This window comes from Myceligenerans salitolerans, assembly GCF_017349295.1.
Taxonomy (GTDB): Bacteria; Actinomycetota; Actinomycetes; order Actinomycetales; family Cellulomonadaceae; genus Myceligenerans; species Myceligenerans salitolerans.
The window spans coordinates 120,242-145,439 of record NZ_JAFMPK010000047.1; the positions used below are offsets into that span (position 1 = coordinate 120,242).

Annotated in this window: 26 protein-coding genes and 1 riboswitch; of the genes, 24 read left to right on the top strand and 2 right to left on the bottom strand. The window is 73.9% G+C overall.

What is annotated here, in order from left to right:
• The first annotated feature begins 57 nt into the window (after window positions 1-57).
• The 16 genes from mihF (at window position 58) to J0911_RS14155 (ending at window position 15,709) form a co-directional block, all read left to right on the top strand.
• Window positions 58-369 (top strand): integration host factor, actinobacterial type, encoded by a 312-nt coding sequence (gene mihF, locus J0911_RS14080; protein WP_123814648.1) that lies wholly within the window; start codon window positions 58-60, stop codon window positions 367-369.
• Between the two features lies 1 nt (window position 370).
• A complete protein-coding gene (gmk, locus tag J0911_RS14085; RefSeq protein WP_207276817.1) occupies window positions 371-1,042 on the top strand; it encodes a guanylate kinase in 672 nt (223 codons plus the stop codon).
• 194 nt (window positions 1,043-1,236) lie between these two features.
• Complete coding sequence (gene rpoZ, locus J0911_RS14090) at window positions 1,237-1,566, top strand: DNA-directed RNA polymerase subunit omega (RefSeq protein WP_123814646.1); 330 nt, start codon at window positions 1,237-1,239, stop codon at window positions 1,564-1,566.
• A gap of 53 nt (window positions 1,567-1,619) precedes the next feature.
• A complete protein-coding gene (gene coaBC / locus J0911_RS14095) occupies window positions 1,620-2,906 on the top strand; it encodes a bifunctional phosphopantothenoylcysteine decarboxylase/phosphopantothenate--cysteine ligase CoaBC (protein ID WP_207276096.1) in 1,287 nt (428 codons plus the stop codon).
• 121 nt (window positions 2,907-3,027) lie between these two features.
• The gene (metK, locus tag J0911_RS14100) at window positions 3,028-4,242 is read left to right on the top strand and encodes a methionine adenosyltransferase (protein WP_207276097.1); all 1,215 of its coding nucleotides are present in this window, start codon (window positions 3,028-3,030) and stop codon (window positions 4,240-4,242) included.
• A 106-nt stretch (window positions 4,243-4,348) separates the two neighbouring features.
• The gene (locus tag J0911_RS14105) at window positions 4,349-6,631 is read left to right on the top strand and encodes a primosomal protein N' (protein WP_372434883.1); all 2,283 of its coding nucleotides are present in this window, start codon (window positions 4,349-4,351) and stop codon (window positions 6,629-6,631) included.
• On the top strand, window positions 6,628-7,323 hold the full coding sequence (locus J0911_RS14110) for an HAD family hydrolase (RefSeq protein WP_307865091.1): 696 nt from the start codon (window positions 6,628-6,630) through the stop codon (window positions 7,321-7,323). The genes J0911_RS14105 and J0911_RS14110 overlap by 4 nt, the downstream gene beginning before the upstream one ends.
• A gap of 75 nt (window positions 7,324-7,398) precedes the next feature.
• Complete coding sequence (fmt, locus tag J0911_RS14115) at window positions 7,399-8,364, top strand: methionyl-tRNA formyltransferase (protein ID WP_207276098.1); 966 nt, start codon at window positions 7,399-7,401, stop codon at window positions 8,362-8,364.
• Window positions 8,361-10,082, top strand: coding sequence for an RsmB/NOP family class I SAM-dependent RNA methyltransferase (locus J0911_RS14120; RefSeq protein WP_307865092.1), 1,722 nt, complete (start codon window positions 8,361-8,363; stop codon window positions 10,080-10,082). The genes fmt and J0911_RS14120 overlap by 4 nt, the downstream gene beginning before the upstream one ends.
• A gap of 79 nt (window positions 10,083-10,161) precedes the next feature.
• A complete protein-coding gene (rpe, locus tag J0911_RS14125) occupies window positions 10,162-10,824 on the top strand; it encodes a ribulose-phosphate 3-epimerase (protein ID WP_207276099.1) in 663 nt (220 codons plus the stop codon).
• 85 nt (window positions 10,825-10,909) lie between these two features.
• A riboswitch (FMN riboswitch) is annotated at window positions 10,910-11,045 on the top strand.
• Window positions 11,046-11,191: 146 nt separating this feature from the next.
• The gene (locus tag J0911_RS14130) at window positions 11,192-11,965 is read left to right on the top strand and encodes a riboflavin synthase (RefSeq protein WP_207276100.1); all 774 of its coding nucleotides are present in this window, start codon (window positions 11,192-11,194) and stop codon (window positions 11,963-11,965) included.
• Window positions 11,962-13,410, top strand: coding sequence for a GTP cyclohydrolase II (gene ribA, locus J0911_RS14135; protein ID WP_207276101.1), 1,449 nt, complete (start codon window positions 11,962-11,964; stop codon window positions 13,408-13,410). Before J0911_RS14130 ends, ribA begins: the two co-directional genes overlap by 4 nt.
• Complete coding sequence (ribH, locus tag J0911_RS14140) at window positions 13,407-13,928, top strand: 6,7-dimethyl-8-ribityllumazine synthase (protein WP_207276102.1); 522 nt, start codon at window positions 13,407-13,409, stop codon at window positions 13,926-13,928. The genes ribA and ribH overlap by 4 nt, the downstream gene beginning before the upstream one ends.
• Before the next feature lie 16 nt (window positions 13,929-13,944).
• Window positions 13,945-14,208, top strand: a complete 264-nt coding sequence (locus J0911_RS14145) for a phosphoribosyl-ATP diphosphatase (protein ID WP_207276103.1) — start codon at window positions 13,945-13,947, stop codon at window positions 14,206-14,208.
• 98 nt (window positions 14,209-14,306) lie between these two features.
• Window positions 14,307-15,155 carry an ATP phosphoribosyltransferase gene (hisG, locus tag J0911_RS14150; protein WP_207276104.1) on the top strand — a complete coding sequence of 283 codons (849 nt, stop codon included), beginning with the start codon at window positions 14,307-14,309 and terminating at the stop codon, window positions 15,153-15,155.
• 11 nt (window positions 15,156-15,166) lie between these two features.
• A complete protein-coding gene (locus J0911_RS14155; RefSeq protein WP_307865093.1) occupies window positions 15,167-15,709 on the top strand; it encodes a PH domain-containing protein in 543 nt (180 codons plus the stop codon).
• Here J0911_RS14155 and J0911_RS14160 read toward each other — a convergent pair.
• The gene (locus J0911_RS14160; protein WP_207276105.1) at window positions 15,651-17,672 is read right to left on the bottom strand and encodes a DEAD/DEAH box helicase; all 2,022 of its coding nucleotides are present in this window, start codon (window positions 17,670-17,672) and stop codon (window positions 15,651-15,653) included. The genes J0911_RS14155 and J0911_RS14160 overlap by 59 nt on opposite strands.
• A gap of 354 nt (window positions 17,673-18,026) precedes the next feature.
• On the opposite strand from J0911_RS14160, the gene clsA reads away from it, so the two are divergent.
• The 8 genes from clsA (at window position 18,027) to J0911_RS14200 (ending at window position 23,800) form a co-directional block, all read left to right on the top strand.
• Window positions 18,027-18,599: a cardiolipin synthase ClsA gene (gene clsA / locus J0911_RS14165; RefSeq protein ID WP_307865094.1), complete on the top strand. Its 573-nt coding sequence runs from the start codon at window positions 18,027-18,029 to the stop codon at window positions 18,597-18,599.
• Complete coding sequence (locus tag J0911_RS14170) at window positions 18,596-19,486, top strand: DUF881 domain-containing protein (protein ID WP_207276107.1); 891 nt, start codon at window positions 18,596-18,598, stop codon at window positions 19,484-19,486. Before clsA ends, J0911_RS14170 begins: the two co-directional genes overlap by 4 nt.
• On the top strand, window positions 19,483-19,815 hold the full coding sequence (locus J0911_RS14175) for a small basic family protein (protein ID WP_207276108.1): 333 nt from the start codon (window positions 19,483-19,485) through the stop codon (window positions 19,813-19,815). The genes J0911_RS14170 and J0911_RS14175 overlap by 4 nt, the downstream gene beginning before the upstream one ends.
• 2 nt (window positions 19,816-19,817) lie before the next feature.
• A complete protein-coding gene (locus tag J0911_RS14180) occupies window positions 19,818-21,164 on the top strand; it encodes a DUF881 domain-containing protein (RefSeq protein ID WP_207276109.1) in 1,347 nt (448 codons plus the stop codon).
• 132 nt (window positions 21,165-21,296) lie between these two features.
• Entirely contained in the window at window positions 21,297-21,785 is a 489-nt protein-coding gene (locus tag J0911_RS14185; protein WP_207276110.1) for an FHA domain-containing protein, read from the top strand.
• On the top strand, window positions 21,782-22,537 hold the full coding sequence (ftsR, locus tag J0911_RS14190) for a transcriptional regulator FtsR (protein WP_307865095.1): 756 nt from the start codon (window positions 21,782-21,784) through the stop codon (window positions 22,535-22,537). Before J0911_RS14185 ends, ftsR begins: the two co-directional genes overlap by 4 nt.
• Window positions 22,538-22,576: 39 nt before the next feature.
• The gene (locus J0911_RS14195) at window positions 22,577-23,056 is read left to right on the top strand and encodes a bifunctional nuclease family protein (protein WP_207276823.1); all 480 of its coding nucleotides are present in this window, start codon (window positions 22,577-22,579) and stop codon (window positions 23,054-23,056) included.
• A gap of 120 nt (window positions 23,057-23,176) precedes the next feature.
• Window positions 23,177-23,800 carry a MerR family transcriptional regulator gene (locus J0911_RS14200; RefSeq protein ID WP_207276111.1) on the top strand — a complete coding sequence of 208 codons (624 nt, stop codon included), beginning with the start codon at window positions 23,177-23,179 and terminating at the stop codon, window positions 23,798-23,800.
• Between the two features lie 22 nt (window positions 23,801-23,822).
• Here J0911_RS14200 and J0911_RS14205 read toward each other — a convergent pair whose 3' ends face one another.
• The gene (locus J0911_RS14205; protein WP_307865096.1) at window positions 23,823-25,103 is read right to left on the bottom strand and encodes a phospholipase D-like domain-containing protein; all 1,281 of its coding nucleotides are present in this window, start codon (window positions 25,101-25,103) and stop codon (window positions 23,823-23,825) included.
• Window positions 25,104-25,198: the final 95 nt, after the last annotated feature.

A 25,198-nucleotide genomic window follows, 5' to 3' on the forward strand; every position in this document is an offset into this window, starting at 1 on the left:
CAGTCTCGAAAGACCCACGGACGGGCCAACCGTCCACAACCTGAGTAGGTGACTTGCGTGGCACTCCCTCCCCTCACCCCTGAGCAGCGTGCAGCCGCACTCGAGAAGGCGGCCGAAGCCCGTCGCGTGCGCGCCGAGATCAAGAACAAGCTGAAGTACTCACAGGGCTCCCTCAAGGAGGTCATCGAGAAGGGGCGCACGGACGACGTCGTCGGCAAGCTCAAGGTCGTCTCCCTGCTGGAGTCCATGCCCGGAGTGGGTAAGGTGAAGGCGAAGGCGATCATGGAGGAGATCGGGATCGCCGAGACGCGCCGCGTGCGCGGCCTGGGGCCGCACCAGTCCGCGGCCCTGATCGAGAGGTTCGGCTGAAATTTCCACCACAACCCCCGCCCGGCTGACTGTCCTGGCCGGGCCGACGGCAGTCGGCAAGGGGACCGTGTCCGCGGACGTGCGCGAACGGTACCCGCAGGTGTGGCTCTCGGTGTCGGCGACCACGCGGCCGCCGCGCCCCGGAGAAGTGGACGGGGTCCACTACCGGTTCGTGAGCCACGAGGAGTTCGACCGCCTGGTCGAGGCCGGCGAGATGCTCGAATGGGCCGTCGTCCACGGCAGGAACCGGTACGGCACACCACGCGGACCCGTCGAGGAGAAGCTCAGGGCAGGTGTGCCGGTGCTCCTGGAGATCGACCTCCAGGGCGCCCGGCAGGTGCGCGAGGCCGTCCGGACGATGGACGGCCTCGACGCATGCTTCGTGTTCCTCGCCCCGCCCAGCTTCGCCGAACTCGAGCGCAGGCTCGTCGGGCGCGGCACCGAGGACGCCGAGGAACGTGCGCGCCGGCTGCGCACCGCGCACGTCGAACTCGCCGCCGAGCGCGAGTTCGACGTCACGATCGTCAACGACGAGGTGCATCGCGCCACCGACGAGCTCATGTCCGTGGTCTCCGCGCACTGCACGCCCGGGCAGGAGCACGATCCGCCGGCCGCCGGCGCCGTTCGCCCCCGGCACGCCGTCGCCGGCCGGCCCGCCGCGAGCGAACGGTGAACCCTCTCGTACGTCGCGCCGCCGGCGGACCGGCGCCGCGACCCGTGCCCGGGGCCGCCGCGCACCGGGCACGAGCCCGGGAGCTGTGCCGGTATCACCGCTGAGGCGGCCCCGGCCCGTCCGGCCGCCCCGCGGGCAGGTAGACTGTCCTGCGGACTTTTCCCGCAACCCCCGACTTCTTTTGGAGCTGCATCATGGCTGGATCCGTCGCACGGCCCGAGGGCATCACCGACCCGCCGATCGACGAGCTGCTCGCCCACACCGAGTCGAAGTACGGCCTCGTGCTGTACGCCTCGAAGCGGGCGCGCCAGATCAACGCGTACTACTCCCAGCTCAACGAGGGCCTGCTGGAGAACGTCGGCCCCCTCGTGGAGGCCCGCAACCAGGAGAAGCCCCTGTCGATCGCCATGCGTGAGATCAACCAGGGCCTGCTGACCATCGAGGAGATCGACCCGGCCGAGGTGGAGGCGCGCAAGCAGGCCGAGGCCGAGGCCGCCCAGGCCCTGCCCGAGTTCCCCGGCTGAGGCCGGCGGCAGGCCACCCACCCCATACGCTGCCCGACCACCCGAGGCCACCCATGCGGATCCTGCTCGGCGTCAGCGGCGGCATCGCCGCCTACAAGGCCGTCCTCCTGCTGCGCCTGCTGCGCGAACAAGGGCACGCGGTCCGCGTGATCCCCACCGAGGCGGCGCTACGGTTCGTCGGCGCCCCGACCTTCGAGGCGTTGTCCGGCGAGCCCGTGACCACCGAGGTGTTCGACGACGTCCCCGGCGTGCAGCACGTCGCCCTCGGGCAGGGTGCCGACCTGGTCGTCGTCGCACCCGCCACCGCCGACCTGCTCTCACGGGCCGCGGCCGGCCGCGCCGACGACCTGCTCACCACCACCCTGCTCGCCGCCCGCTGCCCCGTGGTCATGGCACCGGCCATGCACACCGAGATGTGGGAGCACCCCGCCACCCGCGCCAACGTCGCCGTCCTGCGCGAACGCGGCGTGCACGTGATCGAGCCCGCCAGCGGGCGCCTCACCGGCAAGGACACCGGGCCCGGACGGCTGCCCGAACCCGAGGACATCGCGCGCGAGGCCCTGGCCGTCGCCGTCGCCGCGCCACCGGGCGAGCCTGCGGGGCCGGGCGACCTGAGCGGCAAGCACGTCGTCGTCTCCGCCGGGGGCACGCGCGAGCCCATCGACCCCGTACGGTTCATCGGCAACCGGTCCAGCGGCAGACAGGGCGTGGCACTGGCCGCCGCGGCCGCGGACCGCGGCGCGCACGTCACCCTCGTGGCAGCCAACGTCGAGGACTCGGTCCTGGACGCGGCCGGAGCCGGACCCGGCGGCGGCCGGGACGCGGCGAGCGCGGCCGGTCCCGGCCGCGCGGGAGGCGTCACCGTCGTGCACGTGGGCTCCACGGCGGAACTGGCCGACGCCGTGCACGCGGCCGCCGCCACGGCCGACGTCGTGGTGATGGCCGCCGCCGTCGCCGACTTCCGGCCCGAGAACACCCCGGACGCGAAGATCAAGAAGGTGCCGGGCGAGGCACCCGCGCCGATCCGGCTCGTCGAGAACCCCGACATCCTCGCGGGCCTGGCCCGCGAGCGCCGCCGGGCGGGGCAGGTCGTGGTCGGCTTCGCGGCGGAGACCGGTGATGCGGCCGGGGGCGTGCTGGAGCACGGCCGGCAGAAGGCGCGGCGCAAGGGCGCGGATCTCCTGGCGGTGAACGCGGTGGGTGCGGGGCTGGGGTTCGGTACGGCGTCGAACGAGGTGACCGTGCTGGACGGGGCGGGTGAGGTGGTGGCGCGGGCCGCTGGGTCGAAGCGTGCGGTGGCCGATGCCGTGTGGGACGCGGTGGTGAAGGTGTGGTCGTGAGGTGCGGCGGGGTGGACCGTGCCGGTGGGTGCGGGGTTCACGCAGCCGGTGGGTCGTGGGTGAGCGGCGTCTCAGCTGGCGGATGTCGGCATTCGCGGGTTGAGACCGTAGTCTGGTGTCCATGAGTGATCTGCGTCTGTTCACCTCGGAGTCCGTGACCGAGGGGCATCCGGACAAGGTGTGCGATCAGATCTCCGACGCCATCCTGGACGCCATGCTCGAGCAGGACCCGGCATCCCGGGTCGCGGTGGAGACGATGGTGACGACCGGGCTGGTGCACGTGGCGGGTGAGGTGACCACGGAGGCGTACGTGGAGATCCCGCAGATCGTGCGGGACGTGGTCCGGGGTATCGGGTACACGTCCAGTGCGATCGGGTTCGACGCGGACTCGTGCGGCGTGTCGGTGTCGATCGGTCAGCAGAGTCCGGACATCGCGCAGGGTGTGGACAAGTCGCTGGAGGGCCGTGACGACGCCTCGGTCGCGGGAGGCGCGGGTGACCCCCTGGACGCGCAGGGCGCGGGGGACCAGGGGCTGATGTTCGGTTACGCGTCCGACGAGACGCCGTCGCTGATGCCGTTGCCCGTGTGGCTGGCGCATCGGCTCTCGGAACGGCTGGCGGCGGTGCGCAAGTCGGGTGAGCTGCTGGGGTTGCGACCCGACGGCAAGACGCAGGTGACGATCGGGTACGACGGCGACCGTGCGGTGGCGGTGGACACGGTGGTCCTGTCGACGCAGCACGATCCGGACGTGGTCCAGGAGAAGCTCACGCGTGAGGTCGCGGAGCAGGTGATCGGTCCGGTGCTGTCGCACGCGGCCGAGGAGTCCGGTCTGGTGGTGGCCGACGCGCGTCTGATCGTGAATCCGACGGGTAAGTTCGTCGTGGGTGGTCCCCAGGGTGACGCGGGGCTGACGGGGCGCAAGATCATCGTGGACACGTACGGCGGCATGGCGCGGCACGGGGGCGGGGCGTTCTCGGGCAAGGACCCGTCGAAGGTGGACCGTTCGGCGGCCTACGCGATGCGCTGGGTGGCGAAGAACGTGGTCGCCGCGGGGCTGGCGCGACGGTGCGAGGTGCAGGTGGCGTACGCGATCGGCAAGGCGCACCCGGTGGGGCTGTACGTGGAGACGTTCGGTACCGAGACGGTGCCTCCGGCGCGGATCGAGGCGGCGATCCGGGAGGTGTTCGACCTGCGGCCGGCCGCGATCACGCGGGACCTGGACCTGTTGCGTCCTGTCTACCGTCGTACCGCGGCCTACGGGCACTTCGGCCGTGACCTGCCGGGCTTCACGTGGGAGCGGACCGACCGGGTGGAGGCGCTGCGCGCGGCGGTGTGACCGGGGTCGTCGTCCGGCGGTGCCGTCCGGGGTGGGGCGCGTTCCGGTTCCGTTCGCGCCGTCGGGGTTGTCGTCCGTGTCGGTCAGTCGTGGTGGGATAGCACTCGTGGATCAGGACGTGCTTCCCGGGCTCGACGGGGCCGCGGTGCCGGGCGCGGGCGCGCGGTCCGGCGGGAAGGCTTCGGGAGCGAAGGCGTCGGGTGGGCGAGCGGCCGGGACGGGCGCGGGGGAGACCGGCGGGGTGCCGGTCGCGCGGACGCTGCCGGTGGCGCGAGTGGCCCTGGACCTGCAGCCCGCACATCTCGACCAGCCGTACGACTACCTCGTCCCGGCGTCGATGGACGACGACGCGCAGCCGGGTGTGCGCGTCAAGGTGCGGTTCGGGCGTCAGGAGGTGGGCGGGTTCGTCCTGTCCCGTCTCGCCGAGAGCGACCACGAGGGGCGGCTCGTGCCCCTGAAGCGTGTCGTGTCCGCCGAGCGGGTGCTGACGGCGCAGGTGCTGGAGCTGTGCCGGGCGGTGGCGGCCCGGTACGGCGGGACGCTCGCCGATGTGCTACGGCTGGCCGTGCCACCCCGGCACGCCCGTGTGGAGCAGGAGACGGTGCCGCCGCCGGGGCGTGCCGGGGAGGACGGCGGCGAGGGGGCGGACGGGCCGGCGGGGGACTGGTCGACCGACCCCGGTGGCACGGGCACCTCCGCGTGGGCTCCCTACCAGGGTGGGCAGGCGTTCCTGCGGCGTGTGCTGGGTGGTGACGCGCCGCGTGCCGTGTGGTCCGCGCTGCCCGGCGTCGACGACACCCGTCCCGCCGGGGCGGGCACCGCCGAGACGGCGGGCACGCCCGTTCCGCGCTGGGCGACGGCGGTCGGGGCCGCCGTCGCCGCGTGCGTCGCCGGCGGCAGGGGGGCTCTTGTCGTCGTGCCCGACGCGCGCGACGTCGTCCGGGTCCGCGCGGCCCTGGACGCGGCCGGGATCCCGGCCGGGCCGGGCGGGCACGTGCGCCTGATCGCCGACGACGGCCCGGCGCCGCGCTATCGCGCCTATCTCGCCGTGCTGCGCGGCCACGCACCCGTGGTGGTCGGCACCCGGGCGGCCATGTTCGCGCCGGTGCGGGATCTCGGGCTGGTGGTGCTGTGGGGCGACGGCGAGGAGACGCTCGCCGAGCCGCACGCGCCCTACCCGCACGCGCGGGACGTGCTCGCGCTCCGTGCCGCGCAGGCAGGCGCCGCGTTCCTGCTCGGCGCACCCGGCCGCACCGTCCAGGCGCAGGCGCTGCTGGCGTCCGGCTGGGCACGCGAGCTCGCTCCCGCCCGCGACACGCTGCGCGCCCGGACGCCCCGCGTGCGGGCACTGACCTCGGTCGAGCTGGCCCGCGAGGGTGCCGCTGCCGCCGCCCGCCTGCCGTCCGTGGCCTGGCGCGCCGCACGTGAGGCGCTCGGGCACGGCCCGGTGCTCGTCCAGGTTCCTCGCGGTGGCTACCTGCCCGTGGTGGCGTGCGCCCGGTGCCGTACCGCGGCCCGCTGCGAGGCGTGCCACGGTCCGCTCGGGCTGCCTCGCGCCGACGCGTCCCCGCAGTGCACCTGGTGCGGCAGGATGGCCGGCGGCTGGTCGTGCGCCGGGTGCGGGTGGACCGGGCTGCGGTCCGTACGCGTCGGTTCGGCACGCACCGCCGAGGAGCTCGGCCGAGCGTTCCCCGGCGTCCCCGTACGGCTCTCGGCGGCCTCCGCGCCGTCCGGCGTGCTCGACACCGTGCCGGGCGAGCCCGCGCTGGTCGTCGCCACCCCGGGCGCCGAACCCGTCGCCCGGGGCGGCTACACCGCCGTACTCCTGCTCGACGCCGCGGTCATGTCGGGCGGCACGCACCTGGCCGCCGGGACCGACGCCCTGGGACGCTGGCTCGCCGCCGCCGCACTGGCCCGGCCCGACGGCCAGGTACTGCTCGTCGGCGACGGCGCCCCCGGGCCCAGCCAGGCCCTCGTACGCTGGGATCCCGGCGGGTTCGCCGCCCGTGAGCTGGACGAACGCGCGGCGCTGCGCCTGCCGCCGGCCGTGCGGGTCGCGGCCGTGACCGGGGACCGGGACGCTGTCGCCGCCGTGGTCGAACGGGTCGGGCTGACGGGTGAGAACGTGCTGGGCCCCGTCGAGGTCGACGACCCCTCGCCCGCGCCGGCACGGCGCGGCGGCGCGACGACCCCCAAGGCGGACCGTGCCGCACCGGCCGCCGCGGCCGAAGCGCTCGACGTGGCCCGTCCCGTCCGGACCGTGCTGCGGGTGCCGCTCGACCAGGGCGACGAGCTCGCGCGCCGGCTGCGCGCGTCGATGGCCGTACGATCGGCGAGGCGAGAGCGCGGGACCGCCCGCGCCAGGATGGACCCCGAGGAGATGCTGTGAGTCACCACCGCACCGAGAACGCCGGCGCCGCACGAGAGGCCGTCGGTGCCGCCGCGCGGCAGTCCGCAGGCATCGAGACCGTCGTCCTCGACTTCGGCAACGTGCTGGTCGGCTGGGACCCGTACGCCGCCTACGCGCACCACACCGACGCGTCGGGCCGTGCCTGGACCACGGCCGACATCGACGCGTTCTTCGACGAGGTCGGTTTCGCCGCGCTCAACCACGAGGCCGACTCCGGGCGGCCGTTCGCGGACATCGTCGCCCAGCTCGAGCGCACCCACCCGCACCGGTCCGCCGACCTGGCCGTGTACGTCGACCGCTACGCCGAGACCCTGACCGGCCCGGTGCCCGGGTCGGAGGATCTCGTGAAGGACCTCGCCGGACTCGGCCTGCGCCTGTACGGGCTGACCAACTGGTCGGCCGAGACCTTCCGGCACGCCGAACCCGCCGCACCCGCCATCGGGCTGCTGCACGGCGTGCTCGTCTCCGGGCGCGTCGGCCTCGCCAAGCCCGACGTGCGGATCTACCAGCACCTCGCGGAGAGTTTCGACGTCGACCCGGCGCGGGCGGTGTTCGTCGACGACAAGCAGGAGAACGTGGACGCCGCCCGCGCGTGCGGCTTCCACGCGATCCGGTTCACGGACGTGGCCGCGGCGCGGCAGGAGCTGGTGCGCCTGGGCGTGGCCGTCTGACGGCGGCGTGCCGGACACGGCACCCGACCGTGGGGCGTGGCGGCGCCGGGCGTGGATCGCTCGTAGGATTGTGCGGTGCGTCTCCTGTTTGCCGGAACCCCCGAGCCCGCCGTCGCCTCGCTGGAGGCGCTGATCGCCTCCCGCCACGAGGTGGTGGCCGTGCTCACACGTGCCGACGCGCCCGCGGGCCGCGGCAGAAGGTTGACGCCCAGTCCGGTGCGGGTCCGCGCGGAGGAGTCCGGCGTTCCCGTGATCACCGACCGGCCGCGCGGTGAGGAGTTCCTCAGCACGCTGCGCGAGCTGGGTGTCGACGCCGCGCCCGTGGTCGCCTACGGACACATCCTGCGCCCCGAGGTCCTGGCCGTCCCGCGCCTGGGCTGGGTCAACCTGCACTTCTCCGTCCTGCCCGCCTGGCGCGGCGCCGCGCCCGTGCAGCACGCCGTCATCGCCGGGGACGAGGTGACCGGCGCCACCACCTTCCTGCTCGACGAGGGCATGGACACCGGGCCCGTCCTCGGTACCACCACCGAGTCGATCCGGCCCCGCGACACCTCCGGAGACCTGCTCGCGCGGCTCGCCGTGTCCGGTGCCGAACTTCTCGTGCGCACCCTCGACGCGCTGGAGGACGGCGCCCTGACGCCCCGCCCCCAGCCCGCCGACGGCGTGTCGGTCGCCCCCAAGCTCACGCCCGCGGACGCCGAGATCCGCTGGCACGTGCCCGCCACCGCGATCGACCGGAGGATCCGCGGCTGCACGCCCGCGCCCGGAGCGTGGACGACGCTGCCCGGCGAGGGGCCGGACGCCGCCCGGCTCGGACTGGGCCCGGTCACGCCCGTCCCGGACGTCACCGACCTGGCGCCCGGCCGGGTCCGCGCGGAGAAGAAACGCGTCCTGGCCGGCACCGCGACCCACGCCGTCGCGCTCGGCGACGTCAGACCGCCGGGCAAGAGACCCATGCCCGCGCCCGACTGGGCACGCGGCGCGGGACGCGCGCTGATCGACGCGGGCCTCGTGCTCGGCGGATCGGAGGTACGGGCGTGAACGCCGACCACTTCGAGCGCCGCGACGACCGTCCGGGCGGTGGCCGCCGGAACGGGCACGGCCGCAGTGGGTCCGGCCGCGACGACCACGGCGGCCGACGCCGCCCCGGCGGTCAGGACGACCGGCGCGACGCCCGCGGACGACAGCGGCCGGCCGCCCGCGTCCGCGGCGAGCGGTCGACCTCCCGGCAGGCACCCGGACAGCGTGCCAAGCGCACCGACCCGGCGCGCACCGCCGCGTTCGACGTGCTGCGCGAGGTCGACGAGTCGGACGCGTACGCCAACCTCGTCCTGCCGCCCCTGCTCGCGGACCGTCGCATCCGCGGCCGCGACGCCGGGTTCGCGACGGAGCTGACCTACGGCACCCTGCGGATGCGCGGTCGCTACGACGCCGTCCTGGCCGAGTGCGTGGACCGGCCGCTGGACGACCTCGACGCGGGCGTGCTCGACGTCCTGCGCCTGGGCGCGCACCAGCTGCTGGGCATGCGGGTACCGTCTCACGCCGCGGTGTCCGAGACGGTGGCGCTGGCACGGACCAACGTCGGCGCCGGCCCGGCGCAGTTCGTCAACGCCGTGCTGCGCCGCGTCTCGGAGGTGAGCCTGCCCGAGTGGCTGGAGCGGATCGAGGCCGGCGCCCCGGACCGCCTCACCGGACTCGCGACGGTGCAGTCCCACCCCCTGTGGGTGGTGCGTTCGCTGCGCGAGGCGCTGGCCGGTCACGGCCGGGACCCGGGCGAGATCGGTGACCTCCTGGCGGCCGACAACGAGCCACCACGCGTCACCCTCGTCGCGCGGCCGGGCCTGGTCGACGTGTCCGACGACGACGCCTGGCACGACGCCGACCTCGTTCCCGGTCGCTGGGCGCCCACCGCGCTCGTCCTGGACGGCAGCGACCCCGGCGTGGTCCCGGCGGTGCGCGACGGCCGGGCGGGCGTGCAGGACGAGGGATCCCAGCTGGTCACTCTCGCTCTCGCGGCCGTTCCCCTCGACGGTAGGGGAGCGGGCGGCCCGGCACGGAACGAGGCGCCGCAGGCGCGGGCGACCGACTCCGGCGGACCGGTCTCCGAACCCGAGCCCTCCACCAGCGGCCCCGAGCGCTGGCTCGACCTGTGCGCCGGACCGGGCGGGAAGGCCGCACTGCTGGCCGCACTGGCCGCGCAGCGGGGTGCGACACTCGTCGCCAACGAGGTGCAGCCGCACCGGGCGCGGCTCGTGCGGCGGGCGCTGGACGCCGTTCCCGACGGCGTCGTGGAGGAGGTGCGCACCGGCGACGGCCGGGAGACGGGCACCGACGAACCCGGCGCCTACGACCGCGTGCTCGTCGACGCGCCCTGCACGGGCCTGGGCGCGTTGCGCCGCCGCCCCGAGTCGCGCTGGCGCCGTACGCCGGCGGACCTCGCGACCCTCACCGGCCTGCAGCGCGAACTGCTCGCCTCGGCCCTGGACGCGGTCCGTCCCGGCGGCGTGGTCGCCTACGTGACCTGTTCTCCGGTCCTGGCCGAGACACAGCTCGTGGTGACGGACGTGCTGCGCAGGCGGGACGACGTCGAACGGCTGGACACCCCCGCCGTCGTGCGGTCCGTGCTGCGGACCGAGCCCGACGGCACCCGGCCCGACCTCCCGCTGACCGGCGGCGCAGGCGCCCGTGACGACGTCCAGCTGTGGCCCCACGTGCACGGCACCGACGCGATGCACCTGACCCTGCTGCGCAAGCACTGAGGCGTCCCACCGGGCACACGCTCGTCCCGCCGTCCCGCCGGGTCATCGGTCGCACGGCACCCGCCCTAGGCTTGGCCGCATGAGCGCCCTCATCGCACCGAGCATCCTGTCGGCCGACTTCATGAACCTGGAGAGCGAGCTGCAGCGCATCGCCGACGCCGACCTCGCGCACGTGGACGTCATGGACAACCACTTCGTGCCGAACCTGACCCTGGGCCTGCCCGTGTTCGAACGGCTCACCAAGGTGTCGCCGGTGCCCGTGGACGCACACCTGATGATCGAGGACCCGGACCGCTGGGCGCCCGCCTACGCCGAGGCCGGCGCGGCGTCGGTGACGTTCCACGCCGAGGCGGCGCGGGCGCCCGTGCGCCTCGCCCGGGAACTACGGCGCCTCGGCTCCCGTGCGGGTGTGGCGCTGCGGCCGGCGACACCCGTGGAGCCGTTCCTGGACCTGCTGTCCGAGGTGGACATGATCCTCGTCATGACCGTGGAGCCAGGGTTCGGGGGCCAGTCGTTCATCGAGGGGACACTGCCCAAGATCCGGCGCGCACGCCAGGCCATCGGCGAGTCCGGCCTGGACGTGTGGGTACAGGTCGACGGAGGCGTCTCACGCGACACCATCGACCGCGCCGCCGACGCGGGCGCGAACGTGTTCGTCGCCGGCTCGGCCGTCTACGGCGCCGAGGACGTCGCGGGCGAGATCGCGGCCCTGCGCGACCTGGCCTCGGCGCACTGCCACTGACCGGCCGGCGCGGAGCACGTGGTGAGACGAACGACACTCCCGGGGCCCGGGGCACGTGTGGCATGCTTGCTGGTGCAAACGCAATCGACGTGCTCCGGGGTCGGTGTAATTCCGAACCGGCGGTGACAGCCCGCGACCCGCGCTCTGCCTCACGGCAGGCCGGTTGACCTGGTGGAATTCCAGGGCCGACGGTGAAAGTCCGGATGGGAGGAAGCACGTACGGTCGCGACGCGGGCACACCTGACGGGTGAGCCCACCGCCGCGACCGGCGCCGTCGTCGGTGCGCCGTCCGGGAGGTCCCGGTCCGGCGGACAGGCGGCCTCTCGGCGAACCCCGGAGCACCGACGCTCTGGGAGGGAAACCGCAGATGTTCACCGGCATCGTCGAGGAGACCGGCACGGTCCGTTCCCTCGTCCATCCCGACGAGGCGGGCACCGACGCGGTACTCACCGTCGTCGCACCTCTGGCCGCCTCCGACGCGCGGCTCGGCGACTCCGTCGCCGTCGACGGCGTCTGCCTCACCGTCACCGCCGTGTCCGACGACGACGGCGGCACCGCCGAGCCCACCATCACCTTCGAGGTCATGCCCGAGACCCTGCGCCGCAGCACCCTGGGCGCCCTGACGCCGGCCGCACGCGTCAACCTCGAGCGCGCACTGCCCGCCGACGGGCGCCTCGGCGGACACGTCGTCCAGGGACACGTGGACGGCACCGCCACCCTCCTGCGGCGCGAGCCCGGGCCGCGCTGGGACGAGCTCACGTTCGCGGGGCGACCCGGGCTGCTGCGCTACGTCGCCGAGAAGGGCTCCATCGCGCTCAACGGCGTGTCCCTGACGGTCACGCACGTCTCCGACCTCCCGGACCGCGCCGGACCGGACGGCGCCGCCGGCTCCGGGCAGGGCACGTTCGGCGTCTCCCTCGTCCCCACCACGCTCCAGGCCACCAACCTCGGCGAACTGGCACCCGGGTCTCTCGTCAACGTCGAGGTGGACGTCCTGGCGAAGTACACCGAACGGCTCCTGACCGGCCCCGGCGCACCTGCGCGCGCGCACGTGACCGCCCTGGACGACCACCCCCGCGTCGCCCCGCCGGGCACCCCCGAGCCGGCCGTTCCCGCGTCGAGCCCGGAGGTGCCCGCATGACCGCCGTCGTCCCCGACCGCACGAAGCGCACCGAGCCGCCGGAGCGGACCACGCCGCCACGCCGGGCCGGGGAGGCGGGGCCCGTCGAGCACACCGTTCCCGCCGCGCTGCGCGCGTTGCGCGCCGGGCGCCCGGTCCTGGTCGCGGACGACGCGTCCCGCGAGAACGAGGTCGACGTCGTCCTGCCCGCCGTCCACGCGACCACCGAGTGGGTCGCCTGGACGGTGCGGCACTCGTCCGGCTACCTGTGCGCGCCCCTGCCCGCCGAGCGCGCCGGCGCACTCGGCCTGCCGCTGATGTGGGAGAACAGCGAGGACGAGCGCCGCACCGCGTACACCGTCTCGGTGGACGCGCGCGGTGTGGGCACAGGGATCAGCGCGGCCGACCGCGCCCTGACCCTCCGCACGCTCGCCGACCCGGCGACCACGTCCGCCGACCTGATCCGCCCCGGCCACGTGCTCCCGCTCCGTGCCCGCCCCGGCGGTGTCGCCGAACGCCGCGGCCACACGGAGGCCGCCGTGGAGCTCGTCCGGCTCGCCGGCCTCGACGGCGGGACCGGCGCCGTCGCGGGTATCGCCGAGCTCGTCGCCGACGACGGCGAGATGCTGCGCCACGACGACGCCCGCCGGCTTGCCGACACCGAGGGACTGGTGCTGGTCACCGTGTCCGACATCGTCGAGCACCTGGAGCGTGCCGAGGACCGGGACGCCGAGGAGGAGCGGGAACACGACGTCGCGGCGCCCGCCGCGGAACCGGGTGCACACGCCGCACCCCACCGACCCTCGGCGGATGCCGCGACCTCGGGGCAGCAGCAGCGCGCCGCCCGGGTCGCCGAGGCCTTCCTGCCCACGACCCACGGCATGTTCCGCGTCACGTCCTACCGCGACACGGGCACGCGCGCCGAGCACCTCGCGCTCGTGCCCGATGCGGCCCCACCGGCGGGCTCCGGAGCGGATGCCGAGGCCCCGGCGCTGGTGCGGGTGCATTCGGAGTGCCTGACGGGTGATGCGCTGGGTTCGCTGCGGTGCGACTGCGGTCCGCAGCTGAAGGCGTCTCTGGAGGCGGTGGCGGCGGCCGCCGCCGAGGGGCGGCGGGGCGCGGTGGTGTATCTGCGCGGGCACGAGGGCCGCGGGATCGGGCTGGCCGACAAGATCGCGGCGTACGCGTTGCAGGACGAGGGGCTGGACACGGTGGATGCGAACGCGTCTCTGGGGTTGCCGGTGGATGCGCGCGAGTACGGCGCGGCGGCGGCGATCCTGGGTGAGCTCGGGATCGGCCGGGTGGAGCTGCTGACGAACAACCCGGCCAAGACGTCGGGGCTGCGGGCCGCCGGCGTGGAGGTCGTGGGGGAGCGGGCGCTGCGGGTCGGCGCCGGGCCGCACAACGCGGCGTATCTGAGCACGAAGCGGGACCGGATGGGACACATGCTGGAGGTCGCACGATGAGCGGAGCGGGAGCACCGGCGCTGACGGTGGACGGTCGGGGGCTGTACGTGGTGGTGATCGCCGCGAGCTGGCACACGCAGGTGATGGACGGGTTGCTGGAGGGGGCGCGGCGGGCGCTGCGCGAGTCCGGGGCGGCGTGGAGCGAGGTGCGGGTGCCGGGGTCGTTCGAGCTGCCGGTGGCGGCCGCGCGGGTCGCCGGACTGTCGGGCGCCGCGTCGGCCGTCGCATCCGTCGCGGCGCCGGGGGCGGATGACGCGGTCCCGCGGCGGCCGGATGCGGTGGTGGCGCTCGGCGTGGTGATCCGTGGTGGTACCCCTCACTTCGACTACGTGTGCTCGGCGGCGACCACGGGTCTCGTGGACGTGAGCGTGCGGACGGGCATTCCGGTGGGTTTCGGGGTGCTGACGTGCGACGACGAGGCGCAGGCGCTCGACCGGGCGGGGCTGCCCGGCAGCCGGGAGGACAAGGGGCAGGAGGCTGTCCAGGCTGCGGTCGCCACGGCCGTGGCCCTGCGGTAGCGACTAGGCTCGGGCCGTGAAGACCTTCGAGTCCTTGTTCGCCGAGCTCTCCGAGAAGGCCGCGGCCCGTCCGTCCGGTTCGGGCACCGTGGCGCAGCTGGACGCGGGCGTGCATGCCATCGGCAAGAAGGTCGTGGAGGAGGCGGCCGAGGTGTGGATGGCCGCCGAGTACGAGTCGGACGCCGCCACGGCCGAGGAGATCTCCCAGCTGCTGTACCACCTGCAGGTGCTGATGCTGGCGAAGGGACTCACGCTCGAGGACGTGTACGCGCATCTGTAGCGGGCGGTCCCGGTGGGTCCGGCCGCCTCTGGCCGGACCCACCGGGAACATCAGCCCGCTCGCCGTCCCCGCCGTACGTCCGACAAGGAAAGACTTCCATGCTGCGAATCGCCGTCCCCAACAAGGGCTCCCTGTCCGAGCCCGCGTCCGAGATGCTGCGCGAGGCCGGGTACCGGCAGCGCCGCTCGAGCCGTGAGCTGGTGCTCGCGGATCCCGAGAACGGGTGTGAGTTCTTCTTCCTGCGTCCGCGGGACGTGGCCGTCTATGTCGGCGCCGGGACCGTGCACGCCGGGATCACCGGCCGGGACCTGCTGCTGGACTCGGGTGCGAACGCGGTCGAGCACCTGGCTCTCGGGTTCGCGCGGTCCACGTTCCGGTTCGCGGCGCCGGTCGGGACGATGCGCGAGGTGGGCGACATCGCCGGGCGTCGTGTCGCGTCGTCGTACACGACGCTCGTGGCGGGCCACCTGGTGAAGCAGGGCGTCGAGCCTGCCGAGGTGGTCCACCTGGACGGCGCCGTCGAGAGCTCGGTCGGGCTCGGGGTGGCGGACCTCATCGCCGATGTCGTGGAGACCGGCAGCACGCTCAAGGCCGCGGGCCTGGAGGTGTTCGGCGACCCGATCCTGACCAGTGAGGCCGTGCTGATCCGGCAGGCCGACGCCGCCGCGCCGCCCGGGGTGCGCACCTTGACGCGACGTCTCGAGGGTGTCATCACGGCCCGCTCGTACGTCCTGATGGACTACGTGGTGCCGAACGAGCTGCTGGAGCAGGCCGTGCGGATCACGCCCGGCTTCGAGTCGCCGACGGTCTCTCCGCAGCACCACCGCGACGCGTCCGCGGTCCGGGTCATGGTGCCGCGGGGCGACACCAACCGGGTGATGGACGCCCTGCACGATGTCGGCGCGCGCGCGATCATCGTGACATCGATCCACGCCAGCCGTATGTAAGGAGACCACACGTGGGCACCCCCGGCGACAACGGCGACCACCAGCGCGAACACGACGACGACCGGGAAGGACCACGGCAGTCCGACCCTGCCCCGGACCGCTACCGCACGTTCCGGGGCAGGTTCACCACCCCCACGGCGTGGTCCATGGGCGCCGCACTCGCGATCGGCTGCGTCTTCGTGGCGCTGGTCGCGGAAGGCCCGGGCGCGGGTACCACGCTGAACCGGGTCTCGACCATCGTGGTGGGGCTGTTCTTCGCCCTGCTCACCGTGCGGTTCGCCGCCGTACGTGCCGAACCCGACCGGTCAGGGCTGACGGTCGTGAACTACGTGCGACGCCGGCGCCTGGACTGGGCCGAGATCGTCGCCGTGCGGTTCGGGTCCGGGGACCCGTGGGTCCACCTCGACCTGGCCGACGGGTCCGTGCTCGCCGTCATGGCCGTCCAACGGGCCGACGGCGAGCACGGCATGAACGAGGCGCGACGCCTCGTCGGGCTCATCGCCGAGCACGGTGAGGCCGCTGACCCCGGTCCCGACCACCCTCACGAGGGCTGAAGCCGCCCCGGCGGTCGTCGTCGAAGCCCCGGCGGGCCGGCGCGCCACGGTCGACCTGGATGCGCAGCGCCCGGCCCGCGACGCGGGCCCGGCCCAGCCGGTCCATGGTCGGCTCGTCGAGCGGGGCGCTGATGTCCACCAGGGAGAACGAGCCGAAGATGTCGATCTTGCCGACGTCCGAGCCGGTCAGCCCGCCCTCGTTGGTCAGTGCGCCCACGATGCCGCCCGGGTTGACCCCGTGCGTGTGGCCGACGGCGAGCCGGTAGCGGGTGCCCGGACGGCCGTGCTCGCGCGGCCCGCGCCCCGGACGGTCCCGGTGGCCGGTGCGTTCACCGGAGCGGTCGTGCCGCTCGGCGTCGTGCGTGGTCCGCCGCGTCGCGGCGGACCTCGCCTTCGCCTGCTCACGCTCGTACTCCTCCTGCTCGGCACGCAGGCGGGGACCGTCGTCACCGACTGCCATCGCCGCGAGCGCCGCGGCGATCTGGACGAGTTCCTCGTCCGCGGCCGTGCGGGACGGTGCGGGCTGGGCGATGGCCGGTGCCGCGGTGGTGTCCGTGGCGTCGGCCGTTGCGGGATCGGCCTCGGGGGCGGGTGCGGCGGGTTCGCCGGTGGGGCGGGTGAGATAGGCGCGCAGCATGTCGGCGTACAGGTCGAGGCGGCCGGCGTCGCGGCGGGCGGGGACCTGCTTCAGCAGCGTGGCGAACTTGTGCGCGGACACGTCGCGGGGGGAGGGGATGTCCGCCTCCTCGAGGCGGGTGCGGACGGTGCGTTCGATGCGGCGCAGCAGTCCGCGTTCCTGCGGGGTGACGAAGGTGAGGGCCTCGCCGGTGCGGCCGGCGCGGCCGGTACGGCCGATGCGGTGCACGTAGGCCTCGGGTTCGCGCGGCAGGTCGAAGTTGACGACGAGGCCGATGCGGTCGACGTCGAGGCCGCGGGCGGCGACGTCGGTGGCGACCAGGACGTCCAGGGCGCCGGAGCGCAGTCGCTCGACGATCTTCTCGCGGTCCTTCTGTGCGACGTCGCCGGAGATGGTCGCGGCGGAGATGCCGCGCTCCAGGAGCGCGGAGCCCACGTCCTCGGCGGCGCCGCGGGTGCGGGTGAACACGATCGCGGCCTCGGCGTCGGAGGTGGCCAGGACCCGCACGAGCGATCCGGTCTTGTGCCGGAAGGGGACGACGGCGTACGTCTGGCGCACGGACGTCACGGTGGAGGACTGCCGGGTCACGGCGATCTCGACCGGGTCGGTCAGGTGCTGGTCGGCGACCTTGCGGATGGCCGGGGGCATGGTGGCGGAGAACAGGGCGACCTGCCGCTGTGCGGGGGCCGTGGAGAAGATCTGCTCGACGTCCTCCGCGAAACCCATGCGCAGCATCTCGTCGGCCTCGTCCAGGACGAGGAACTTCACGCCGTCGAGCACGAGCGACCCGCGCTCCATGTGGTCCATGACGCGGCCGGGGGTGCCGACCACGACGTGCACGCCGTCGCGCAGGGCGCGCTGCTGAGGCATGTAGGGGGCGCCGCCGTAGACCGGCAGCACGCGGACGCCGGGCAGGTGCGTGGCGAAGGACTCGATCGCGTCGGCGACCTGCATGGCCAGTTCACGGGTGGGGGCGAGCACGAGCGCCTGCACGTGTCCGCGGGCCACGTCGGCCTGCGGGTCGACGGCGGCCAGGAGCGGCAGGCCGAAGGCGGCGGTCTTCCCGGTGCCCGTCTGGGCGACGCCGGTGATGTCGCGGCCCTCGAGCAGCGGCGGGATCGCCGCGGCCTGGATGTCCGACGGGGTCGAGAAGCCGAGGTCGCGGGTCGCGTCGAGGAGCGCGGCGGGCAGGGGCAGGTCGTCGAACCGCTGCTCCGGTTCGGCGGGTGCGGACGTCGCAGGCTCCGCCGTCGCGCGGGTGGTGGGGTCGGCCGCCTGCTCGGCCGGGGACTCGGGGGCAGGCGTGGTCAGGGCAGCAACGGGCATGGGGGTATCAAACCGTTCGTCGTCGAGAGGGAGTCCGGACCTCGTGGCGCTCTCGGCGCCCGGCCCCGGGCCGCTCACTCGGCGAACACACACTCGCTCCGGCGACTCACGCCGACACGCGCAGAAGGCGACCAACTCCAGGGGGATCAGTGGCCATCCTACGCGCTGGGGCCGGGACCGGGCCAGACGGGCCCGGGGTGACGTGCGGCACCACCTCTGCCGGAGCGGCCTCTGCCGGAGCGGCGTCGTCGCGCCGCGGCGCCGGAGACGCGCCCGGCGCGCCCCTGTGCGGATCCGCAACACTCGGCCCGTAGTATGGCGCACGGGAAGGAACGGCACGGTGAGGCGGTGTATGTGTCCAGGGGACAAGAGATCAGCTCCCGGGTTCTCACGGTGCCCAACGCGATCAGCATGGTCCGGCTGGCGCTCGTTCCCGTCTTCGCGGTCCTGATCGTCGCGCACCAGGACGCTCTCGCGCTGGTGGTGCTGGCGGTCTCGGGCGTCACCGACTGGCTCGACGGAGTACTCGCCCGGTCGCTGCACCAGGTCAGCAGGCTCGGGCAGATGCTCGACCCGCTTGCCGACCGCCTCTTCATCTTCGCCACCCTGCTCGGCCTCGCCTGGCGTGAGGTCGTGCCGCTGTGGCTGGTGGCCGCGATCCTCGCGCGTGACCTCGTGCTGGCGCTCATGGTTCCCGTCCTCGCCCGCCTCGGCTACGGCACGCTCAACGTCAGCCAGGCGGGGAAGGTCGCGACCTTCGCCCTCCTGTACGCGTTCCCGCTGCTGCTCCTCGCGGAGGCCGGTGGCGCCGTGGGCACCACGGCACACGTCGTGGGCTGGGCCTTCACCTGGTGGGGCGTCGCCCTGTACTGGTTCGCCGGGCTGCAGTACGTGGCGCAGGTGCGGCAGCTGGCGGCTCGCGGATGAACGACGGCACGCGCGACCCCGCGCCTGGCTCCCGGCGTCGTCCCGACGCCTCGATGACACTCCTCAACGAGGTCATGAAGCGTCCTCTCGACCCCGGGTACGCGGCCGCGGCGGCACGCCGCGCGGAGCGTGCCGCGGCCGGGGAGGACACCGAGCCGCGTGTCCCCGCGCTCGTGGTGGCCATGTTCGTCGCCGTCGGTCTCGGCCTGGTCGTCACCGTCGCGGTCGTCCACCTGCGCGCCCCGCAGCCCGCCGCCACCCAGGCGCGCTCCGTGCTGGCCGACCAGGTCGCCGAGCGCAGCCTGCAGGTCGAGAGCCTCACGGACCGGTCCGTCGCCCTCGCCGCCGAGGTCGACGAGCTCGAGAACGCCGGCACCCTGCCCAGCGCGCTGCGGGAGACCAACGACCTCGACAAACTGGCGAACGGGACCACCGCCGTCAGCGGTCCCGGCCTGGTCGTCACCCTCACGGACGGCGGGCTCGCGGACGACGAGAGCGGGCAGCGCGTGTGGGACACCGACCTGCAGTACGTGGTGAACGCGCTGTGGGCCTCGGGCGCCGAGGCGATCGCGGTCGGCGGCGAGCGCCTCACCGCCGTCAGCGCCATCCGGAGTGCCGGCGACGCGATCCTGGTGGACCTCCAGCCTCTCAACGGGCCCTCCTACCGCGTGGAGGCGATCGGGGACCCGGAGAAGCTCGAGGTCGAGTTCGCCCGCTCCACAGGCCCGCCCTTCCTCCAGGTGCTCGGCACCCAGGGCATCGAGTCGAGCGTGCAGAGCGCGGAGGAACTGCGGCTCCCCGCCGGCCGGCCGCAGACGCTGCGCTGGGCCGAGGCGCCCGGGACGGACCAGAACGACCAGGACGACACAGCGAAGGACGGAGCATGATCCCAGTCATCGGCCTCGTGGTCGGCGTCGTCGCCGGCCTCATCCTGCAACCCACCGTGCCGGTGGCGCTGCAGCCCTACCTGCCGATCGCCGTCGTCGCCGCGCTCGACGCCCTGGCGGGCGGCCTGCGCGCCGCCCTGGAGGGCATGTTCGACGACCGGGTGTTCCTCACCTCGTTCCTGTTCAACATCCTCATCGCCGCGTTCATCGTGTTCCTCGGTGACCAGCTCGGCGTAGGATCGCAGCTCTCCACCGCGGTCGTGGTGGTGCTCGGCATCCGGATCTTCTCCAACGCCGCGTCCATCCGCCGCACCATCTTCAAGGCCTGAGCATGAGCGACGAGCAGCACGACGGCCCGGCTCCCGAGCCGGGCGACGCCTCGGACACCGAACCGGGCGAGCACGCCGGAGCCGGCGGCCCCGAGCCCGGAGACGCGCGGCCGCGGCCCCTGGGATCCGGGACGGCCGACGAACCGGGGCCCGGGAGCAGCGGTGAACGACCGGGAGCCGACGACGGCGCTGCTCCGCGGCCGGAGGACGCCGAAGCGGGCGACCATCCAGAGCTCGGCGCACCGGAGGGTCCGCGCGACGCCGTGGTCACCGATATCCCGGAGGACGGCGAGGCGGGCGAGGCGACGCCCGGGCCCGAATCGTCGGAACCGGAAGTGTCGGCGCCGGAATCCCCGCAACCGGAATCAGCGGGACCGGAATCAGCGGGGCCGGAATCAGCGGGGCCGGGTTCTCCGGAGCTGGCGGAACCAGCTCCGGGGAACGGACGGGGCGAGGACGTCGCGCGGCCACCCGGGAGCGACGACCCCGCACCGGTCACACCGGGGACCGAGGATGTCGTGGTTGCGGGTGGGTCCCCGGACGCCGCTCCGGCCGCCGGCAGTGAGGAGGGCGGCGACGCCGGGCACGACGCTCCCGCCGCCCCGCCCGCGCCGGCCGCCCCGCCCGCCGGCGGGACCCGGCGGCTGTGGGAGCTGTTCCGGCCGCGCAACCGGCGCGCCGAGTACATCACCGCCGCACTGTGCATCGCGTTCGGCTTCGCCCTGGCCGTCCAGGTGGCGCAGTCCACCGGTGACCAGCTGGCCTCCCTGCGGCAGGACGAGCTCGTGCGCCTGCTCGACGAGGTCACCCAGCGTGGCGAGCAGCTCGACGAGGAGGTCGCCAACCTCACCGAGGCACGCGACGACCTGCTCTCGGCCGACGGCCAGGACCGCGCGGCACGCGAGCTGGCCGAGCAACGCGCCGCCTACGAGGGCATCCTGTCCGGCCGCCTGCCCGCCGAGGGCCCCGGTGTCGTCGTCGAGATCCATGCCGGGCCGGGGACGGTCACGGCCGCGAACATGTTCAACATGCTCGAGGAGCTGCGCAACGCCGGCGTCGAGGCCCAGCAGGTCAACGACGTGAGGATCGTCACCAGCAGCCACTTCGAGGAGACGGTCGACGACCAGCCACGCATCCTCCTGGACGGGCGGCTGCTGGAGCCGCCGTACACCTGGGTGGCGATCGGGGACCCGGAGACGGTGGACCGCGCCCTGGAGATACCGGGTGGGGCACTGCCCACGCTGCGCGACGCCGGCGCGACCGCGGAGGTGACGCGCCAGGAACACGTCGTCGTCGACGCGACACGCATGCCGGCGGACCCCGAGCACGCCGAACCGAGCGAAGAGTAGCCGACTCCCGCTGGTGCCATGTAGGTTGGTTCGGACCGGGCTACCCGTGAACCCGCACGTGACAGCACCCGTGCCGCCGCCCGGCGCCACACCGGCGAGACGTCCGAACCGTTCCCACACCGAGGAGACCCGATGACCGACCCCAGTGGCCAGCCTCATCCGGGCCCCGACCCCACGGCGACCACGGCCAACCTCGGCCGTATCGTCTTCCCGACCGGGGACGACGCCGCCGCGGGACGGACGGCCCTCAGCCCCGAGGAGGCCGCGGCCGTCGCCGCGCTGCCTCGGCACTCGGCTCTGCTCGTGGTGCAGCGCGGCCCGGGTTTCGGCGCCCGCTTCCTCCTGGACACCGACCGCTGCGTGGCGGGCCGGAGCGAGCAGGCGGACATCTTCCTCGACGACGTCACCGTCTCGCGCAAGCACGCGGAGTTCGTGCGCGACGGCGACACGTTCAGCGTGCGCGACATCGGCTCCCTGAACGGCACGTACGTGAACCGCGAGCGGATCGACGGCGCCGTGCTCTCCACGGGCGACGAGGTGCAGATCGGCAAGTTCCGCCTCACCTTCCACGCCAGCCCGCAGGCCTCGGCGCAGTCCTTCCCGGGGGTGCCGCAGCGGTGAGGCCGGGGGCCGCCCGCCGAGCCGCGGACGACCCGCGGCCGGTCGAGCGAGCCACCGGGCAGGACATCGAGCCGTGGCCGCGGGGCATCTCGCGTCAGGCGACGATGCGCATCAGCGACGTGCTGCGGGCACTCGCGCCCGAGTTCGGTGACGTCTCGCACTCCAAGCTGCGCTTCCTGGAGGAACAGGGGCTGATCACGCCCGTCCGGACGCCGTCGGGCTACCGCCAGTACAGCCAGGCCGACGTCGAACGGCTGCGGTACGTCCTGACCGAGCAGCGTGACTCGTACCTGCCCCTGAAGGTCATCAAGGACCGGCTGGCCGCGATGGACGCGGGCGACGACGAGGCCCGGCCCGCGCCGCGCCTCGCGCCCGCCGAGTCGTCGGCCCGCCGCCGCTGGACACCCGAACAGGTCGCCGAGGCGGCCGGTGCCTCACCGGAACTGGTCGAAGAGCTCGTCCGGGTCGGTGCCGTCGAGCGGAGCGGCCACGGCACGCTGGGCGCGGGCTCGGTCGACGTCGTCCGCATCGCCGTGGCCCTGTCGGAGCACGGCATCGAGCCTCGCCACCTGCGCACGCTGCGCAGCGCGGCCGACCGCCAGGTCGCCCTCGCCGACCAGGTCGTCGCACCGTGGCGAGGCCGCCAGTCGCAGAGCGCGCACGGTGAGGCGGCCGCCATGGCGGCCGAGATCGGCGAACTCCTGACCCGGTTGCACGCGATCTGGGTGCGCCAGGGTGTGGCGGATCTCTGACGCGCGGCATACCGTGAAACGGTGACGTCCGACGTGCCGATGGTCCCCATGGAGATCCTCGGCGTCCGCCAGCAGCAGCGCGACCAGGAGATCGTGGTCCTGCTGCTGGACAGCGCTGCCGATCTCGCCGTCCCGATCGTCATCGGGCCGCGCGAGGCCAGCGCCATCGCCATGGCGCAAGCAGGCCTCGCCACGCCCCGCCCCATGACCCACGACCTGCTGCGCGACGTGCTCGCCGCAGTGGGCGTCGAACTCGAACGGGTCGAGATCGTCGCCCTGGAGGGCGGCATCTACTTCGCCGAGCTGGTCCTGTCGGGCGGAGCCCGGCTCGACTCGCGAGCGTCGGACGCGATCGCTCTCGCCGTGCGCACCGGCAGCCCCGTCCTGTGCTCCGCCGAGATCGTGGCGCTGGCGGGTGTCGAGATCGTGGACGTGGAACAGCGGGAGGAGATGGAGAAGTTCCGCGCCTTCCTGGACCACGTCAGCCCCGACGACTTCTCCGGTCCACCGGGCCAGTGAACCGGTCGCCCCGGCCCGTCCGCGCCGTCGGGCGACCGCACGCCGCGACACGCCGGGCGGGTTCGCCCCGGAACGTGCCGGACGGCCCTAGCGTGGTCACGAGACTTTCCAGGAGGCACAGTGAACACCCATGGTGAGGTCAGAGCCGCCGGCGAACCGATCCCGTACGGCGCTCAGGGTCTCCTCTTCGGTGAGGACCTGACCGAGCAGGATGCGTCCACGGGCTACCGCGGGACGACGGCGTGCAGTGTCGCCGGGATCACGTACCGGCAGCTGGACTACTGGGCACGCACGGGCCTCGTCGAGCCGAGCATCAAGCCGGCCACCGGCTCCGGGACGCACAGGCTGTACAGCTTCCGCGACATCCTCGTGCTCAAGGTGGTCAAGCGGCTCCTCGACACGGGCGTCTCGCTGCAGCAGATCCGCACCGCGGTCACCCACCTGCGGGAGCGTGGCGTCGAGGACCTCGCGCAGATCACGCTCATGTCCGACGGCGCGTCGGTGTACGAGTGCATGTCCGCCGATGAGGTGGTCGACCTCGTCCAGGGCGGCCAGGGCGTGTTCGGCATCGCCGTGGGGCGGGTCTGGCGCGAGATCGAGGGCACGCTCGCCGAGCTGCCCACCGAGACGTTCGGGCCCGACGCCGGAGCGGACGAGCCGGGAGCACCCACCGGGTCCCTCGCGAGTGACGACGAGTTCACCCGCCGCCGCCTGCGCCGCGACCAGACCCGCAACGCGGGCTGACACCGCTGCCGCGCCGCCGCCGCTAGAGCAGCGGCCGTAGCGGTGAGAGCAGGGCCTCGCCGACCTTGGCGAGGCCCGAGCGTCGCTCCCACTGCTCGATGGTGAGCTCACGTGCGTTCGTCAGGTCCAGCCGGAACACGTCCTCCATCCGGGCCGCGAGCGCCGGGTCGACGATCTCGAGGTTGACCTCGTAGTTTCCGGTGAGGCTGAGCCGGTCGATGTTCGCGGTGCCGATGGTCGTCCAGCGGCCGTCGACGGTGGCGGTCTTGGCATGCACCATCGCGTCCTGGTAGAGGAAGATACGCACGCCGCCCCGCAGCAGTGAGGTGTACAGGCCGCGGGCCAGCCAGTCGGCGACGACGTGGTTCGAGCGGTGGGGGACCAGTACGCGGACGTCGACGCCGCGGGTGGCTGCGGCCAGGAGGGCGTCGTGGATGTCGTGGTCCGGGATGAAGTAGGCCTGGGTGATGTAGACGTGGCTGGTGGCGCGGTCGATCGCGTCGAGGTAGATGCCGCGGATGGGGAAGACGAGCTCGGAAGGCGCGTTGCGTGCGGCTCGCAGGTGGGGGAGCCAGGTGTCGGAGCCGACGTCGGTCAGCTGCGGCAGGCGGCCGGTGCGCTGCCGGTTCCAGAAGTCGACGAACGCGTTGCGCAGCTCCCACACGGCGGGGCCCTCGAGCCGGATGTGGGTGTCGCGCCACTGCGTGGCGTACATGGAGCCGATGTTGTAGCCGCCGACGAAGCCGACGCGGTCGTCGACGACGAGGATCTTGCGGTGGTCACGGCCGGACTTGCGGACGTTGAGCGCGAGCATCCCGGGACGGAACACGGGGAAGCGCAGCACGTGCACGTCGGGCGGGAAGTTGAAAAAGCTGCGCGGGACCACCAGGTTGGCGAACCCGTCGACCACGACGTAGACCTTGACGCCCCGGGCGGCGGCGTCGATGAGGGTCTGCTTGAACTGTCGGCCGACGGTGTCGTCCTTCCAGATGTACGTCTCGAGCATGACGGTGTGCCGGGCGCCGCGGATGGCTTCCAGCATGGCGTCGTACAGGTCCGCGCCGTAGGTGTAGATCGTGGTGGTGGTGTCCTCGACGTGTTCGGTGAGGGGCTTCTCCGTGGGGAACGTCGCCGTGAGCGGGTGCATGCGCCGGCGGACGGCGTCGGTGACCGTCATGGCGGCGGCCACGGCGACAGGGGCGGCCGCCGCGAGGAGCCCGGCGCGCAGGGCGAACTTCCGCGCCCGGCGCAGGAGGTCGGGCGCGACGTCGATGGTGAGACCGGAGATGTTGCGAGACGGCACGAAGCTCACGGTACCGGGAGCCCGGCAACGGCGCGGGACTTTTGTGCGTCGGCGGACCGTCCGCGAGTGAACCGCGGAACGGGGAATCGGGGATT

Bases quoted from the DNA above. Each gene is read 5' to 3' on its own strand.
- rpoZ (WP_123814646.1), top strand. From the start codon at position 1,237: ATGGCTGGATCCGTCGCACGGCCCGAGGGCATCACCGACCCGCCGATC.
- coaBC (WP_207276096.1), top strand. From the start codon at position 1,620: ATGCGGATCCTGCTCGGCGTCAGCGGCGGCATCGCCGCCTACAAGGCC.
- metK (WP_207276097.1), top strand. From the start codon at position 3,028: ATGAGTGATCTGCGTCTGTTCACCTCGGAGTCCGTGACCGAGGGGCAT.
- rpe (WP_207276099.1), top strand. From the start codon at position 10,162: ATGAGCGCCCTCATCGCACCGAGCATCCTGTCGGCCGACTTCATGAAC.
- J0911_RS14130 (WP_207276100.1), top strand. From the start codon at position 11,192: ATGTTCACCGGCATCGTCGAGGAGACCGGCACGGTCCGTTCCCTCGTC.
- ribA (WP_207276101.1), top strand. From the start codon at position 11,962: ATGACCGCCGTCGTCCCCGACCGCACGAAGCGCACCGAGCCGCCGGAG.
- ribH (WP_207276102.1), top strand. From the start codon at position 13,407: ATGAGCGGAGCGGGAGCACCGGCGCTGACGGTGGACGGTCGGGGGCTG.
- hisG (WP_207276104.1), top strand. From the start codon at position 14,307: ATGCTGCGAATCGCCGTCCCCAACAAGGGCTCCCTGTCCGAGCCCGCG.
- J0911_RS14160 (WP_207276105.1), bottom strand. From the start codon at position 17,672: ATGCCCGTTGCTGCCCTGACCACGCCTGCCCCCGAGTCCCCGGCCGAG.
- J0911_RS14170 (WP_207276107.1), top strand. From the start codon at position 18,596: ATGAACGACGGCACGCGCGACCCCGCGCCTGGCTCCCGGCGTCGTCCC.
- J0911_RS14175 (WP_207276108.1), top strand. From the start codon at position 19,483: ATGATCCCAGTCATCGGCCTCGTGGTCGGCGTCGTCGCCGGCCTCATC.
- J0911_RS14180 (WP_207276109.1), top strand. From the start codon at position 19,818: ATGAGCGACGAGCAGCACGACGGCCCGGCTCCCGAGCCGGGCGACGCC.
- J0911_RS14185 (WP_207276110.1), top strand. From the start codon at position 21,297: ATGACCGACCCCAGTGGCCAGCCTCATCCGGGCCCCGACCCCACGGCG.
- J0911_RS14195 (WP_207276823.1), top strand. From the start codon at position 22,577: ATGGTCCCCATGGAGATCCTCGGCGTCCGCCAGCAGCAGCGCGACCAG.